At 53.7% G+C, this 14,303-nt stretch carries 17 protein-coding genes; 5 read left to right on the top strand and 12 right to left on the bottom strand.

What is annotated here, in order from left to right; translation table 11 throughout:
- The first annotated feature begins 33 nt into the window (after nt 1–33).
- Entirely contained in the window at nt 34–765 is a 732-nt protein-coding gene (gene artJ, locus HED65_RS10290; RefSeq protein WP_114978497.1) for an arginine ABC transporter substrate-binding protein ArtJ, read from the top strand.
- Nucleotides 766–807: 42 nt separating this feature from the next.
- On the opposite strand, the gene HED65_RS10285 is transcribed toward artJ, so the two are convergent.
- Together HED65_RS10285 and HED65_RS10280 are read right to left on the bottom strand one after the other, a co-directional pair.
- The gene (locus HED65_RS10285) at nt 808–2,280 is read right to left on the bottom strand and encodes a sensor histidine kinase (RefSeq protein ID WP_114978496.1); all 1,473 of its coding nucleotides are present in this window, start codon (nt 2,278–2,280) and stop codon (nt 808–810) included.
- Nucleotides 2,277–2,999 (bottom strand): winged helix-turn-helix domain-containing protein, encoded by a 723-nt coding sequence (locus HED65_RS10280; RefSeq protein WP_114978495.1) that lies wholly within the window; start codon nt 2,997–2,999, stop codon nt 2,277–2,279. Before HED65_RS10280 ends, HED65_RS10285 begins: the two co-directional genes overlap by 4 nt.
- A gap of 144 nt (nt 3,000–3,143) precedes the next feature.
- Here HED65_RS10280 and HED65_RS10275 point away from each other — a divergent pair, with 144 nt between their 5' ends.
- The 3 genes from HED65_RS10275 to HED65_RS10265 are packed head-to-tail and all read left to right on the top strand — an operon-like array spanning nt 3,144 to nt 4,794.
- Entirely contained in the window at nt 3,144–3,740 is a 597-nt protein-coding gene (locus tag HED65_RS10275) for a cytochrome b/b6 domain-containing protein (RefSeq protein WP_114978494.1), read from the top strand.
- A gap of 9 nt (nt 3,741–3,749) precedes the next feature.
- The gene (locus tag HED65_RS10270) at nt 3,750–4,520 is read left to right on the top strand and encodes a molybdopterin-dependent oxidoreductase (protein WP_114978493.1); all 771 of its coding nucleotides are present in this window, start codon (nt 3,750–3,752) and stop codon (nt 4,518–4,520) included.
- A 28-nt stretch (nt 4,521–4,548) separates the two neighbouring features.
- The gene (locus HED65_RS10265) at nt 4,549–4,794 is read left to right on the top strand and encodes a pentapeptide MXKDX repeat protein (RefSeq protein WP_028019306.1); all 246 of its coding nucleotides are present in this window, start codon (nt 4,549–4,551) and stop codon (nt 4,792–4,794) included.
- Between the two features lie 42 nt (nt 4,795–4,836).
- On the opposite strand, the gene rlmC is transcribed toward HED65_RS10265, so the two are convergent.
- From rlmC to nfsA, 9 genes are all read right to left on the bottom strand, one after another.
- The gene (rlmC, locus tag HED65_RS10260; protein ID WP_114978492.1) at nt 4,837–5,964 is read right to left on the bottom strand and encodes a 23S rRNA (uracil(747)-C(5))-methyltransferase RlmC; all 1,128 of its coding nucleotides are present in this window, start codon (nt 5,962–5,964) and stop codon (nt 4,837–4,839) included.
- Between the two features lie 40 nt (nt 5,965–6,004).
- Nucleotides 6,005–6,523: a YbjO family protein gene (locus tag HED65_RS10255; RefSeq protein WP_114978491.1), complete on the bottom strand. Its 519-nt coding sequence runs from the start codon at nt 6,521–6,523 to the stop codon at nt 6,005–6,007.
- Between the two features lie 20 nt (nt 6,524–6,543).
- Nucleotides 6,544–7,389, bottom strand: a complete 846-nt coding sequence (gene potI, locus HED65_RS10250; RefSeq protein ID WP_023310934.1) for a putrescine ABC transporter permease PotI — start codon at nt 7,387–7,389, stop codon at nt 6,544–6,546.
- Nucleotides 7,386–8,339 carry a putrescine ABC transporter permease PotH gene (potH, locus tag HED65_RS10245; RefSeq protein WP_114978490.1) on the bottom strand — a complete coding sequence of 318 codons (954 nt, stop codon included), beginning with the start codon at nt 8,337–8,339 and terminating at the stop codon, nt 7,386–7,388. The genes potI and potH overlap by 4 nt, the downstream gene beginning before the upstream one ends.
- A gap of 10 nt (nt 8,340–8,349) precedes the next feature.
- Complete coding sequence (gene potG, locus HED65_RS10240; protein ID WP_050482952.1) at nt 8,350–9,483, bottom strand: putrescine ABC transporter ATP-binding subunit PotG; 1,134 nt, start codon at nt 9,481–9,483, stop codon at nt 8,350–8,352.
- 102 nt (nt 9,484–9,585) lie between these two features.
- The gene (potF, locus tag HED65_RS10235) at nt 9,586–10,698 is read right to left on the bottom strand and encodes a spermidine/putrescine ABC transporter substrate-binding protein PotF (protein ID WP_114978489.1); all 1,113 of its coding nucleotides are present in this window, start codon (nt 10,696–10,698) and stop codon (nt 9,586–9,588) included.
- A gap of 351 nt (nt 10,699–11,049) precedes the next feature.
- The gene (locus tag HED65_RS10230) at nt 11,050–11,526 is read right to left on the bottom strand and encodes a YbjN domain-containing protein (protein ID WP_014169308.1); all 477 of its coding nucleotides are present in this window, start codon (nt 11,524–11,526) and stop codon (nt 11,050–11,052) included.
- 63 nt (nt 11,527–11,589) lie between these two features.
- Nucleotides 11,590–12,492, bottom strand: a complete 903-nt coding sequence (gene rimK, locus HED65_RS10225; protein WP_114978488.1) for a 30S ribosomal protein S6--L-glutamate ligase — start codon at nt 12,490–12,492, stop codon at nt 11,590–11,592.
- A gap of 69 nt (nt 12,493–12,561) precedes the next feature.
- Nucleotides 12,562–13,284: a nitroreductase NfsA gene (nfsA, locus tag HED65_RS10220; protein ID WP_028019313.1), complete on the bottom strand. Its 723-nt coding sequence runs from the start codon at nt 13,282–13,284 to the stop codon at nt 12,562–12,564.
- A gap of 184 nt (nt 13,285–13,468) precedes the next feature.
- Here nfsA and HED65_RS10215 point away from each other — a divergent pair, with 184 nt between their 5' ends.
- Nucleotides 13,469–13,738 carry a GrxA family glutaredoxin gene (locus HED65_RS10215; RefSeq protein ID WP_014883149.1) on the top strand — a complete coding sequence of 90 codons (270 nt, stop codon included), beginning with the start codon at nt 13,469–13,471 and terminating at the stop codon, nt 13,736–13,738.
- Between the two features lie 30 nt (nt 13,739–13,768).
- Here the strand turns inward: HED65_RS10215 and HED65_RS10210 are convergent, their stop codons facing one another.
- Nucleotides 13,769–14,140, bottom strand: coding sequence for an inner membrane protein YbjM (locus HED65_RS10210; protein WP_028019314.1), 372 nt, complete (start codon nt 14,138–14,140; stop codon nt 13,769–13,771).
- Between the last annotated feature and the right edge of the window lie 163 nt (nt 14,141–14,303).

Raw genomic sequence — 14,303 nt, 5'->3', positions numbered from 1 at the left:
CGGCGCATAAATAAGACAGACGGGAGTATTACAATGAAAAAGTTAGTTCTGGCCGCATTACTGGCAACGTTTGCCGCAGGCGCAACAGCTGCAGATAAAATCAATTTCGGCGTTTCTGCCACTTATCCGCCATTTGAATCGCTGGATGCCAGCAATCAGATCGTCGGTTTCGATATAGATCTGGCGAAAGCACTGTGCAAACAGATGCAGGCCGACTGTACCTTCACTAACCATGCGTTCGACAGCCTGATCCCGTCCCTGAAATTCAAAAAATACGATGCGGTGATCTCCGGTATGGACATCACGCCAGAGCGTAGCAAGCAGGTTTCCTTCACCGACCCGTACTACGCCAACTCGGCGGTGGTGATTGCGAAGAAAGGCGCTTATAAATCCTTTGACGAGCTGAAAGGCAAACGCATTGGGATGGAAAACGGGACCACGCACCAGAAGTACCTGCAGGACAAACATCCTGAAGTGAAAACCGTGGCCTATGACAGCTACCAGAACGCGATTATCGACCTGAAAAATGGCCGTATTGATGGTGTCTTTGGTGACACTGCCGTGGTGAACGAGTGGCTGAAAACCAACCCGCAGCTGGGTACCGCAACCGAGAAAGTGACCGATCCACAGTACTTCGGTACCGGTCTGGGTATTGCAGTACGTCCGGATAACAAAGCGTTGCTGGAAAAACTGAACGGTGCCCTGAAAGCAATTAAAGCGGACGGCACCTATCAGAAAATCAGCGATCAGTGGTTCCCGCAGTAATCATTTTTGCCGGGTGATGGTTTCACCTTACCCGGCAATTTCTTACAACGGCACAAAGAATCTGAAACGCGCCCCACTCACCGAATCCATCAACCTGATCCCTCCCCCGTGCAGCTCCAGCATTCGCTTCACAATCAGCAAGCCTAATCCGCCGCGATTCTCCCGCGATGCCTGCGGGTTTAATGCAGAAGGACGCTGAAACAGATCGTCACGCAATGCACGCTCGATGCCTGAGCCACTGTCCGCCACCTCAACCTGCAGAAGCCCATTCTCCTGCCAGACCTTAAGCAAAATCTCGCCGCCTACCGGGGTATGGCGAACGGCATTATCCAGCAAATTCGTAACCACCCGCTCAATCATCGACACATCGGCATACACCAGCGGCAGCGGGCCAGGGACGTCTATATGCATTCGCAACTGCCTTGTCTGTGTGGTCAGTTCGAATTTTTGCGCCACATCTGAAATCAATTCAGCCATGGCAAAACGTTCGCGCTGCGGTTTAATCCCCCCATGCTCAAGGCGCGCCAGTTCAAACAGTTGTTGAGAGAGATGGCGCACTTTCTGTCCCTGACGCAGTGCGATAGCCAGGTATTGATTCTGCTCCTCGGCACTCAACGTGGCGGACTTAAGCGATAGGGTTTCGAGATACCCCAGCAGCGAAGTCAGTGGCGTGCGAAGATCGTGAGAGATATTGGCGATAAACTCCCTGCGCTGGCTGTCGCTGTCAGCCAGTTGATCCCATTGTGAAGCAATCTTGCGCGATAACTCGATAAAGGTGTTACGAAGCAGTTCGACTTCGTTTTCAGGGGCCTGATTGATCGGCCGGGCGGCCAGACTTTTTATGGCGCTGATGCTGTCCTGTTCAAGGTCATTTACCTCGCTGGTTAACTGTTCTACTGGGCGGGTAACCCATTTTTTGACTAACCACCAGGCCAGTGCGCCAAAGAGTAATGCCAGTAAAAACGATCCAACGATAGCGTCGGTCAAAGCCTTGTGCCACGCGGTGTTCGCCAGTGCATTCAGGTCTTCTCCCTGGAGAATGATATACAAGTAGGAGTGGAGAGTGCCGTTAAGAAGGATCGGCGCCACGCTGAACACCTTACGTTGATCCAGACTTCTCGGATCATCGCCATATACAGGAAAAGCGGCCCCGGATAAATAGTTGTTTAACGGGGTAAGATCGATCGTTTGACGCTTCATGTGCCCGACCGGTGCCGCGTCTGCCACAATATGTCCCTGAGGCGACACCACGTAGAGTTCAACGCTGGGATTAAGCGTCATCAGGCGATCAAACAGCGATTTGAGATTCTCAGTGTTTGCTTTACCCTGGTTATCCAGAAGCGGTTCACTGCTCACTATCTGCTGTGCCAACCCCGCAGACAGACGCTGCACCATGGCATCACCATACTGCTTACTGCTATAAAGCTGTACGCCACATGCCACGAACATGCATAAAACAAGCGTGGCGCTAAAAAGAAGTGACAGGCGCTGGCTTAACGTTAAGTGGCTTATCATGCGTGGGGCTCCGCTTTTTCGACGGCAAATTTGTACCCTTTCCCCCACACAGTCAGGATGATATCTGGCTCTGCGGCATCTTTTTCAATTTTGACGCGCAGACGGTTAATGTGCGTATTTACCGTGTGCTCGTACCCTTCATGCTGGTAACCCCAGACATGATCCAGCAACGATAAACGGGAGAATACCTCGCCCGGATGACGGGCAAACCAGTAGAGCAAATCAAACTCACGCGGAGTTAAGTCGATGGTTTCCCCCCGCAGGCGAACCTCACGTGCCAGTGGGTCAATCTCCATGCTGTGGCAACGAATAATGCCCGCCTCCAGACGAAGATTTTGCCCCATCGCCTCCTGACGTCGAAAGAGCGCCTTAACCCGAGCAATCAACTCCAGAACGGAGAATGGTTTGGGCAGATAGTCGTCAGCCCCCATCTCAAGCCCCAGCACCCGGTGCGTCTCGCTGGTACGAGCGCTGATGATAATGACAGGCAGATAGCGGGTCATCTGACGGATACGGCGACAGATCTCCAGCCCGTCCACGCCAGGCAGCATCAGATCGAGGATCACGGCATCCCAGTTCTGCTTTTCCAGTTGAAGCAGAGCACGTTCGCCATCGGCTTCGTGCACAATCTCGAAACCTTCATCTTTTAAGTTCAGGCTCAGGAAGGTGGCGATATCGCTATCGTCTTCCACCAGCAATATTTTCTTTGCGTTACTCATGACCCACATCCACGCCGTTTCATTACAGTTGAGCTTACCTAATAACGCCCGCCGGAGTTATCACATTTTATTTAAACTTCCGTGAGGATGTGGTGACCGAATTTACCTTAGGATTTGACCACGCAATGGAAAAACGAGGTCACCATGTCTCTGCCAACAGCTGTTATTCATCCCCTTTGGGTCAGGGTGTGCCACTGGATTAATGCCCTCGCTATGGCTGGCATGATATTCAGCGGATGGCGCATTTATAACGCCTCGCCGTTGTTTCCATTCACTTTTCCGTCCTCTTTCACGTTAGGAGGCTGGCTGGGCGGTGCCCTGCAGTGGCACTTCACCATGATGTGGGTTTTAGGTATTAACGGCCTGATCTACTGCACGTTAGGTATTGTCACCGGGCGCTTTGCACGCACCTTTTTCCCGTTATCTGTTAAGGGGTTACTGAAGGATATAGCGCTGGCCCTGCGGGGAAAACTGCAGCATGCCGATCTCAGCCACTACAACATGGTGCAAAAACTGGCCTACTTACTGGCCATCCTGACGGGGGTAATGCTTGTGCTTTCCGGGCTGGTTATCTGGAAATCCGTTCAGTTTCCGCTTTTACGTGAACTGCTAGGAGGTTATGACGCCGCGCGTTACATCCACTTCTTTTGTATGTCCTTCATTGTCGTGTTTGTCGTGATCCACCTGATTATGGTGCTGCTCGTTCCTAAAACATTACTGGCAATGTTGCGCGGTCGCTAAGGGTATCTCATGAAAAAGCCAACCTTTCTCTCTTCCCGCGACGCGGAATATCTGGTGAAAGACGCAGAAAAATCCGTAAACGCACAGCGACGTAACTTCCTTAAACAGGGGCTGACGTTAGGCGGGATTATGCTACTTACAGGGTGTGACCTGAGCGACAACGACAGTGTTGAAACTGCACTTTCACGAATGTCGCGCTTTAACGATCGTGTTCAGGGGTTCCTGTTCAGCGACCGTCATCTGGCACCGGAGTATGCCGAAAGCGACATCACCCGACCTTTCCCGTTTAACGCCTTTTACGATCGCGACCAAATTCCGCAGATCGATGGTCGGGATTATCAACTCGCCATTCGTGGCCTGGTGCGAGACACCCGCAGTTGGTCCCTGCCTGAGTTGTATCGTATGCAACAGGTAAACCAGATCACACGCCATATTTGCGTCGAAGGGTGGAGTGCCATTGGCCGCTGGGGTGGTATCCCCTTCCGCCATTTTCTGCAGGTGATCGGTGCCGATACCCGCGCCAAATACATCAGCTTCCGCTGTGCGGATGATTACTACACCAGCATTGATATGGCGACCGCGTTGCACCCGCAAACGCTGCTCGCCCTGACCTGGGATAACCAAATCCTCCCTCCTGAGTACGGTTATCCCATGAAACTCCGTATCCCGACCAAGCTGGGGTACAAAAACCCGAAGCATATTCAGGTCATTGAAATCACCAATCGCTTCCCCGGCGGTTACTGGGAAGACCAGGGTTACAACTGGTTTGGTGGCAGTTAATACAACAACGTAACGACGAGGAAATACCATGAAAAAAATGATTATTGCAGCAACCGTGCTTTCAGCTCTGTTTATGGCAAATGTGCAGGCAGCAGACTCCATGAGCAAAGAGACGATGGCAAAAGACAACATGTCCCAGCCACACGATAAAATGTGTAAGGGCGACATGTGCAAAGACGCCATGAAGAAGGATCACATGGGGAAAGACAAAATGGGCAAAATGGACAATATGAAAAAGGATGAGATGGGTAAAAAAGACGCCATGAGCCAGTAAGTCTCATCGCAGCCGGAGGCACCCGCCCTCCGGCTGCTTCGCTTATTGTTTAACGAGTAGCGTCAACACTTCATAATGCGCAGTGTGCGGGAACATATCGAAAAGCTGTACGCGCTCAATGCGGTAACCCGGCAAATGCGCAATGTCTTTCGCCATCGTCTGCGCGTTGCAGCTTGAATAAACGATGTAATCCGGTGCCATCTGGCTCAGGTAGTCGCATAGCGCTTGTCCGATGCCACGGCGCGGCGGATTCACCAGTACCAGCTCTGGCACGTTACCCTGTCCGGTCGCGAACTGCGTAGAGTCCAGCGCCTGGAAGTGCAGATTCGTTAACCCCAGCTCAGCAGCGGACTGTCTGGCGCAGGCAATCGCTTCAGCAGAGATCTCAATCCCTGTAAGCTGCATCTCAGGCGTGGCGCAGTGCAGACCAAATCCTCCCACACCACAGAACAGATCCCACATATGGTTGATGTTCAGCGCCCGAACCCAGTCGCGGGCGGTTGCATACAGGGCGCTCGCCACGACAGGGTTAGTCTGGAAGAAACTCTGCGGACGGATCCACAGTGGCACACCATTGAAATTCTCCGCCAGCGCATGCTGTTCGGTGAAGAAGACCTCTTTTTCCCCTTCCATGATCGCCATATGCACCGGCTGAATATTTGCCGTAATGACCTTAAGCTGCGGAAGCTGTTCCTGCAACCACGGCAGCGCCGCGCGAAGCTGCTCCAGCTTGGTTTCGGAACGCAGAACGAAACGCAGAATCATGCCGCCGTCAATCTGGCTTTCCGTCAGCAGAAGGTATTTCAGCTCGCCGCGCTTGCGGGCGACGTTGTAAGGCGTTAACCCGGCCCGCGCAATAAACGGTTTGAGTGCCGCAAAGACGGGCTCAAATGAGGTGGGGTAAAGCGGGCAGTCAGTTAAGTCTTCTGGTGTGCCATCGCGATGCAACATTCCCAGCAGCGGTTTTTCAACGCTGCCGCTGACCACCATTTTGGCTTTATTACGAAACCCCTGCTCCGGGCCGCCGACGGGTGCGCACCACTCGCCCACCGCATGTTCAGCCAGCAGCTGTTGCAGGTCGGCCATTTTGGCGGTGAGTTGTTGAGAGACCGGTTGTTCTATCCACTGACAGGAGCGACAGCGACCGGCGTCATAGAGTGCGCACTGCATATGAAGACCTTAAAAATCACGAGGGCTGCGATTATACACATTATTGCAGACGGAAGAACCGCCGACTGGAGGCTGGAACGAAGAGTAAAAAGAGCACCAGTATGTCCGGCAGTTTTTGCATAAACAGCGCGCGCAGGATCTCGCGTTTGGATTCACCGGCAATGCTGAACAGCTCCGGGTAGCCATAGCCCAGCGAGGCGGCCCACAGATAGCTGGCGGCGGTCACCTGCGTCAGCAGATAGACCCAGCGTGCCCAGTTACGCCCTTTCACCAGCGAAAAGGCGCAGTAGATCTCGATAAACACCAGCACCAGGCTGCTCAAAAAGACCAGCGTCAGATTCCACGTCTGCACACTGCGGTGAATAAATTCACCAATGCCGCGCGCGCCCAGGGTATTCAGAATCATCAGCACATCCAGGCAGCGGATCATAATAATGGCGAGCGCCGCCACCTGAACCAGCGCAGGAACGTTAGGACGAGCGTGCGTAAGACGTGATTTTTTTAATAATCCCAATGTTTTACTTCCCTGAAAAACAGTGCCGCGTCGTACGCGGCACATCACTGGAAATTTTAAATCCTTCAGCCGCGTCTTGCACGCTGGATATCACGCACACGCTGTTTTTCCGCGCGCGCCATCAAATACCAGGCGATAAATCCGACAATTCCGACCACACCGAGAATAATCGAGGCCAGGGCGTTGATTTCCGGGTTGACCCCCATGCGCACGCTGGAGAAGACCAGCATCGGCAGCGTCGTCGCCCCCGGGCCGGAAACAAAGCTGGCGATAACCAGATCGTCGAGCGACAGGGTAAACGCCAGCAACCAGCCCGAGATCACCGCTGGCATGATCATCGGCAGGGTGATGATGAAAAAGACCTTCAGCGGCGTCGCACCAAGATCCATCGCTGCCTCTTCAATGGAGCGATCCAGCTCGCGCAGACGCGAGGAGATCACCACCGCCACGTATGCGGTACAGAAAGTGACGTGCGCCAGCCAGATGGTGAGCATCCCGCGATCCGCCGGCCAGCCGATAGCATGCGCCAGCGCCACGAACAGCAGCAGCAACGCCAGACCGGTGATCACGTCCGGCATAACCAGCGGGGCGGTGATCATAAAAGCAAAGCCATTCGAACCGCGAAAACGGCCGAAACGAACCATCACCAGTGCAGCGATGGTCCCCAGCACCGACGCCATGGTTGCGGCCAGCGCAGCAATCGTCAGGCTCAGCCCCACTGCGCTCATCATCGCATCATCGTGGAACAACTCGCTGTACCAGCGCGTTGACCAGCCCGCCCAGACCGTCACCAGTTTGGAGCTGTTGAACGAGTAGATCACCAGCATCAACATGGGTGCGTACAGGAAGGTAAAGCCAATCACCAGGATCGCAATTCGCCACGGGGAGCGCACTACCGGTAAGTTGTTCATCCGTGGTCTCCCATCTGTTTCTGCTGGTGCTTATGGAACCACATGATCGGCACGATCAGCAGGAGTAACATCACAATTGCCACCGCAGACGCCACTGGCCAGTCACGGTTATTAAAGAACTCTTGCCACAGCACGCGACCAATCATGATGCTGTCCGGCCCGCCGAGCAGTTCCGGGATCACAAACTCCCCCACCGCCGGAATAAAGACCAGCATCGACCCGGCAATAATCCCGCCTTTGGTCAGCGGGACGATCACACTGAAGAAGGTCTTCAACGGGCGCGCGCCGAGATCAAGCGACGCTTCCACCAGTGAGTAATCAATACGCGTCAGCGCCGTATAAATCGGCAGCACCATAAACGGCAGATAGGCGTAAACAATGCCAATGTAGACCGCGAGGTTGGTGTGCAGGATCGTCAGCGGCTGATCGATAACCCCGAGCCACATCAGGAAATTATTCAGCACACCGTTGTTTTTGAGGATCCCCATCCAGGCGTAAACGCGGATCAGGAACGAGGTCCACGACGGCAGGATCACCAGCAACAGTAAAATGTTACGCGTCGACGGCTTACTGTGCGCCACGGCCCACGCCAGCGGGTAACCCATCACCAGACAGCAGATCGTCGAAATCGCCGCCACCTGTAACGACTGTAAATACGCTTCGAAATAGAGCGGATCGTCAGTCAACTGCAGGAAGTTGCCGAGATTAAGCGTCAGCGTGAGCTGTCCGTCAGCCCACTCCCACAGATCGGTATACGGAGGGATCGCCCGCGCCATTTCTGCGAGGCTGATCTTGAAAACAATCAGGAATGGCAGCAGGAACAGCAGGATCAGCCACACGTATGGCATGGCGATCACCAACTTGCGACCGTGGTTCATCTGCATGCGCGCCAGCCAGTTCGCAAAACCACCTGGTTTTTCTGCGCGGGCTGGAGGTTCTAATGTACTCATGGGCCGCTCCTTATACCGTCAGCACAACGCAACTGTCAGCATCCCAGCACAGGCGCACTTCGTCACCCCAGGTCGGCTGCCCCTTGCGATAGCGATGTTCGTTCTGCAACTGAGCGCTGAGCATCTGTCCGCTTTTCAGACGCACGTGGTAGATGGAAAGATCGCCAAGGTAGGCAATATGCACCACTTCACCCACGGCAAAGTTATAGCCATCCGCAGGCGGATCCTCACAGAGCATGATTTTCTCCGGGCGCAGCGCGACGTAAACCGGCACGTTATCCACCACCGAGTTATCCGGATCGACCTTAAGCGGGTGTTGCAGCCCCGGTGATTCAATGACCAGTCCATCTTCCTGGCGGTCTTTCAGCAGCCCTTCGAAGACGTTGACCGAGCCAATGAACTCCGCGCTGTAGCGAGTAGTCGGGTGCTCATAAATCTCTTCTGGTTCGCCAATCTGTACGAACTTCCCGCGGTTCATGATGGCGATTCGCCCGGCCATGGTCATCGCCTCTTCCTGGTCGTGAGTCACCATCACGCAGGTCACCCCCACACGTTCGAGGATATCTACCACTTCGAGCTGCATACGGTCGCGCAGTTTTTTATCCAGGGCACCCATTGGCTCATCGAGCAGCAATAATTTCGGGCGTTTTGCCAGGCTGCGGGCCAGGGCCACGCGCTGACGCTGACCGCCAGAGAGCTGGTGCGGTTTACGCTTCGCGAACTCCTGCATGTGCACCAGGCTCAGCATCTCGGCCACACGCGCGGTAATTTCGGCTTTCGGCAGTTTGTCCTGCTTCAGGCCAAAGGCGATGTTCTGTTCCACCGTCATGTGCGGGAACAACGCGTAGGACTGGAACATCATGTTAATCGGACGCTGGTACGGCGGCACACTGGAGAGATCCACGCCATCCAGCACAATCTGCCCGGCAGTGGGCTGTTCAAAACCGGCCAGCATACGCAGCAAGGTCGACTTACCGCAGCCAGATGCCCCCAGGAGGGCAAAAATTTCACCTTTGTAGATCGTCAGATTGACGTCGTCCACGGCATGCTGGCCATCGAAAGATTTGGTGAGGTTACGAATTTCAAGAAGCGGGGTCAGCGCTTTACGGACTTTCGCCTGCGGGCGGGGGATCGCGTCATTCACGGGGTGCTCTCCGGCAGAAATCAAATCATGGTGCAGGCGCACCATAACGGTGCACCTGTTGCCGGGGGCGCTGGGCTTGCCCGGCCTACAACTCGCGGATAATTATTTACCGCTTTTCACCTTGGTCCACGCACGGGTACGTACGCGGTCAATTTTTGGATCCTGAACTTTCAGGGTGAACAGCTTGGCGAACACATCCGCTGGCGGATAGATAGCCGGGTTTTTGCGGATCTCTTCGCTAACCAGTGGCACGGAGGCCTTGTTACCGTTCGCGTAGTAGACGTGGTCACTGATATGGGCAATCACTTCAGGACGCATCAGGTAATTAAGGAACTGATAGGCTTCGTCTTTGTTTTTCGCATCTGCAGGCATCGCGAAGACGTCAAAGAACGCCAGTGCTCCCTCTTTCGGAATGAAATAGGAAACGTTCACGCCGTTTTTCGCCTCTTTCGCACGGTTCGCCGCCTGCCACACATCGCCCGCCCAGCCAATCGCGACGCAGATGTCGCCGTTAGCCAGGTCGTTAATGTACTGTGAAGAGTGGAAGTAACGGATATTCGGACGTAGCTTCAGCAGCAGATCGGTCGCCGGGCCGGTGTAGTCGTTAGCCTTGTTGCTGTTTGGATCTTTGCCCAGGTAGTTCAGCACGGTGGCGAAAATCTCTTCCGGCGCATCGAGGAAGGAGACGCCGCAACTTTTCAGTTTCTCAAGGTTTTCCGGCTTCAGCACCACGTCCCAGCTGTCCAGCTTGACGTCCGGGCCCAGCGCCGCTTTGACTTTATCGACGTTGTAGCCGATACCGGTGGTCGCCCACAGATAAGGCATGGCATATTTATTATCAGGGTCGTGCTTCGCAACCAGCTTCAGCACTTCCGGGTCAAGGTTTTTCCAGTTTGGTAACTTGCTCTTGTCCAGCGGCTGGAAAACACCTGCCGTCAGCTGACGCTCCAGGAAGCTTGCGGAAGGTACCACCAGGTCAAAACCGGTACTTCCCGCCATCAGTTTTCCTTCCAGCACTTCGTTGGAATCGAAGACGTCGTAGACCACTTTAATGCCGGTCTCTTTTTCAAAATTGGCGACCGTGTCCGGCGCAATATAATCAGACCAGTTATAAACATGCAGCGTTTTTTGTTCCGCAGCGAGCGTGCCGGCAGAGACGGCCATCAGAGCACCCGCAACCAGACCCGATAACCATTTTTTATTCAAGGCGATCATAGTGTTATTCCTTCTGAAAGCTCGTTAACAAACGAACTAAAACTGTGCAATCTGGATATATGCAAAAATCATGCATAGTTTGTCGCTCTGCCTAAAATAAAAAGAAACCTCTTTACCCGGCAGCATCCGCTCGCTTTTTTAAGCATCGCAAGAATAACTGTAGCCCGTGTCTCCGGCTATAGCCCAGACGAAAAAACGCCTTTTATCAATTTTTTATGCAGGTTATGTCTATGTGATAAGCCGAAACGGCCTTCCGGGAGGTGAATAATTCTTTAAGGAAAGGTTAAAAGCAGCAGAAAAAATGGCCTTCTGCAGCCGCTATGGCAGCGACTGCGCAAAAGTCAGACAGGCTTAGTGAAGAAAATTGGGAGATGCATCATTATTCTCTGCATCATCTTCCGCGCTATACAGCAGATGATGTGCATTGGCTTCCATCATTACCATGGAAATTTGCTCTTCACTCAAGCGCATAAACCAGGAGAACTGTTTGAACGAGAGCCCTGCACCGGAGAATAAAGACTGGCAAACGACCAGTTTTGGCAGATTATCATCCTGTATATCGAGAAATGCTTTCACGGTCAAAGAACTGGCATTGATGGCCGACAGGTCGGAGGCCAGCGCCAGCAGCGCAGACGGCTTCACTTCGGCCAGCGCCGAGAAAAGAATCACGTCGTTAATGAGATCGATTTTGGCATCGAAAATGCCATCGAAATTCTGCATATGAGGCAGATGCAGCGCCTGACAGGAATCGCATTCGAAGAACGTAATTCCGGCATCATCAAGCCATTGACGTAACGTATCCAGTGTTGGAACGACCTGTAAATCCATCGCTGTGCAGCCTCTTTAATAAAAACTTCGCATAGGGTACGCAAAAAGTGCGATCAATACCATTCACCCGCCTGTTTTCAGACAGTAGCCCGGCGTCGCATGACGTTCGATCCATGAGATCATTTTACCCGCAATATCGACCCCTGTGGTTTTTTCCACGCCTTCCAGCCCCGGCGAGGCATTCACTTCCATGACCAGCGGACCACGCGTTGCCCGCAGAAGGTCTACCCCCGCCACGTCCAGCCCCAGGGTTTGTGCCGCTTTCACCGCAATTTCCCGCTCGCGCTCGCTGATATCCGCCACCCTCGCCACACCGCCACGGTGCAGGTTAGAGCGGAAGTCGCCCTCTTTTGCCTGGCGCTCTATGGCCGCTACCACCTCGTTCCCCACCACGAAGCAACGAATGTCGCGACCTTTGGCCTCTTTGATGTATTCCTGCACCAAAATGTGGGCATTCAGCCCCCGGAAAGCATCAATGACGCTTTCTGCCGCCTGACGTGTTTCCGCCAGCACCACGCCAATGCCCTGCGTACCTTCCACCAGTTTGATCACTAAAGGTGCGCCGCCCACCATATCGATCAGGTCGCTGGTGTCGTCCGGTGAATGGGCAATCCCCGTGACAGGGAGATCGATCCCCTGGCGGGCGAGCAGCTGTAACGAGCGCAGCTTATCGCGGGCGCGGGAAATGGCGACGGATTCATTGAGCGGATAGCTGCCCAGCATTTCAAACTGGCGCAGCGCGGCGGTGCCGTAATAGGTTATCTGGGAGCCGATGCGAGGGATCACGGCATCAAAGTGCGGCAACTTGCGGCCTTTGTAGTGAATCGACGAGGCAGCCGGATCAATGTTCATATAGCAGGACATTGGGTCGAGGATCTCGACCTGATGCCCGCGTTTTGCCGCTGCTTCTCGCAGACGTTTACATGAATAGAGCGTTCCATCCCGGGACAAAATGGCAATTTTCACCCTGCACCTCTCTAAAGACATGGAAAAAGCCTGCATATCATATACGCAGGCAGGCGCAGGAGGAATGGACTATCGCGTCGCCCAGCCCTGTTTGTGCAGATAATCGAGAATAAACGGGCGATTTTCTTTAATGATGGTACGACGAATATGGTCACTCCAGGTATCGCGGCGGTTATTGCTGCCGCGCGTCATATAGTAGTTCGCCAGTTCTTCATCGTATTGCGCCAGGACATCCTGATCGACAGGTTGATAGTGATTTTCATGTACTAGCATGGCGGCAGGAATACGCGGCTTCAGATCCGGGTTATCCGCTGGCCATCCGAGGCACAGGCCAAACAACGGCAGAACATGTTTTGGCAGCTTCAGCAGTTCAGTGACGCTTTCGATATTGTTACGCAAGCCGCCGATATACACGCCGCCTAATCCCAGCGATTCCGCCGCCGTAAAGGCGTTTTGTGCCATCAGAGCAGTATCCACCACACCCAGCAGCAGCTGTTCTGCCAGCCCCAGTTCGGCTTCAGGGCAGATTTGCAGATGGCGGTTAAAGTCGGCGCAGAACACCCAGAACTCCGCCGCCTGGGCCACATGCTTCTGTCCGCCCGTAAGCGTGACCAGTTGTTCCCGCATGGCCGGGTCAGTAATACGGATAATAGAGCTGCACTGCAGGAAGCTGGAGCTGGAGGTCGCCCTTGCGCTGTTAATAATGGCTTCGCGCTGCGCCTCGGTAATCGGCTCATCGGTAAAGTGGCGGATCGAACGATGGGATGTGAGCAGGTCTATGGTTGGCGTCATATTGTCTCTCTTTGTCTTGCTTAATTCACATGGCAGCCAGTATAGGCAATGATTAGTGCAGTGTAATTGGCGAAACATAGCCTGACTGTATCAAAGCGACAGGCGAAACCTTCTTTAATGGCGGCAGGTTATCGGGCACTATATGTGTCATTCGCCGTCAGGCTTGTTTTTTGAGGAGAGAGAAATGTTTGCAGTAATTTTTGGTCGTCCAGGGTGCCCATACTGTGTGCGCGCGAAAGAGCTGGCTGAGAAACTGACCGCAGAGCGCGATGATTTCAACTTCCGCTACGTTGATATCCACGCGGAAGGCATCACGAAAGCCGATCTGGAAAAAACCGTCGGTAAGCCGGTTGAAACCGTACCGCAGATCTTCCTCGATCAGAAACACATCGGTGGTTGCACAGATTTTGAAGCTTACGCCAAAGAGCATCTTGGCCTGTTTGCTGAGCAGTAATACCTGAACGCCCTCACCTTGAGGGCGTTTTTATTTGGTGTGCCGTCGGTGTATCAGACTGCGCACAAACAGATAGCACAACGCGCCCAGGGCGCACCAGAACACACCGCTCAGCAACCACGCCAGCTCCTGCCAGAAACTTCTCACGGGAACAAACAGCAAGCGCATCAGCAGCAGACACAGCGGTGCTGCAAGCATTGCACCCAATAGCGGTTTCACCACCTCCCCTTTACGGGAGAGAAAGCTGGCGGCCGCGCCCGGCAGAGTGAAAAAGAGTAAACCCAGCTCCGGATGACCCGACGCCCTGAATGCCCCTTTCACATTAAAAGCGAGCGACATGCACACGACGGTGAACAGCAAAAAGCAGCTGATCACCCCCGCCCAGTTTCGTTTAATGTTCAAACTATCCTCCTGACTTATCTCTATCAAATACACATTCGTCGGGTAGACGCCCAGTCAGATAAAGCAATGCGGCAATCCTTGCCAAAGTACGCACAGGGTGATGCGATAATCAGTAGCTGTCAGTAGCTAATACGATTAAACTACACGCCAGCTAATGTTTTAG

The sequence above is a fragment of the Pantoea sp. LS15 genome (assembly GCF_012241585.1).
Lineage (GTDB): Bacteria > Pseudomonadota > Gammaproteobacteria > Enterobacterales > Enterobacteriaceae > Enterobacter.
Note: the sequence above shows the minus strand (reverse complement) of the source record. Positions and strands in the feature narration are given on the sequence as shown.

Coding starts and splice junctions, on each gene's coding strand:
- artJ (WP_114978497.1), top strand. CDS start 34: ATGAAAAAGTTAGTTCTGGCCGCATTACTGGCAACGTTTGCCGCAGGC.
- HED65_RS10285 (WP_114978496.1), bottom strand. CDS start 2,280: ATGATAAGCCACTTAACGTTAAGCCAGCGCCTGTCACTTCTTTTTAGC.
- HED65_RS10280 (WP_114978495.1), bottom strand. CDS start 2,999: ATGAGTAACGCAAAGAAAATATTGCTGGTGGAAGACGATAGCGATATC.
- HED65_RS10275 (WP_114978494.1), top strand. CDS start 3,144: ATGTCTCTGCCAACAGCTGTTATTCATCCCCTTTGGGTCAGGGTGTGC.
- HED65_RS10270 (WP_114978493.1), top strand. CDS start 3,750: ATGAAAAAGCCAACCTTTCTCTCTTCCCGCGACGCGGAATATCTGGTG.
- HED65_RS10265 (WP_028019306.1), top strand. CDS start 4,549: ATGAAAAAAATGATTATTGCAGCAACCGTGCTTTCAGCTCTGTTTATG.
- rlmC (WP_114978492.1), bottom strand. CDS start 5,964: ATGCAGTGCGCACTCTATGACGCCGGTCGCTGTCGCTCCTGTCAGTGG.
- HED65_RS10255 (WP_114978491.1), bottom strand. CDS start 6,523: ATGTGCCGCGTACGACGCGGCACTGTTTTTCAGGGAAGTAAAACATTG.
- potI (WP_023310934.1), bottom strand. CDS start 7,389: ATGAACAACTTACCGGTAGTGCGCTCCCCGTGGCGAATTGCGATCCTG.
- potH (WP_114978490.1), bottom strand. CDS start 8,339: ATGAGTACATTAGAACCTCCAGCCCGCGCAGAAAAACCAGGTGGTTTT.
- potF (WP_114978489.1), bottom strand. CDS start 10,698: ATGATCGCCTTGAATAAAAAATGGTTATCGGGTCTGGTTGCGGGTGCT.
- HED65_RS10230 (WP_014169308.1), bottom strand. CDS start 11,526: ATGGATTTACAGGTCGTTCCAACACTGGATACGTTACGTCAATGGCTT.
- nfsA (WP_028019313.1), bottom strand. CDS start 13,284: ATGACGCCAACCATAGACCTGCTCACATCCCATCGTTCGATCCGCCAC.
- HED65_RS10215 (WP_014883149.1), top strand. CDS start 13,469: ATGTTTGCAGTAATTTTTGGTCGTCCAGGGTGCCCATACTGTGTGCGC.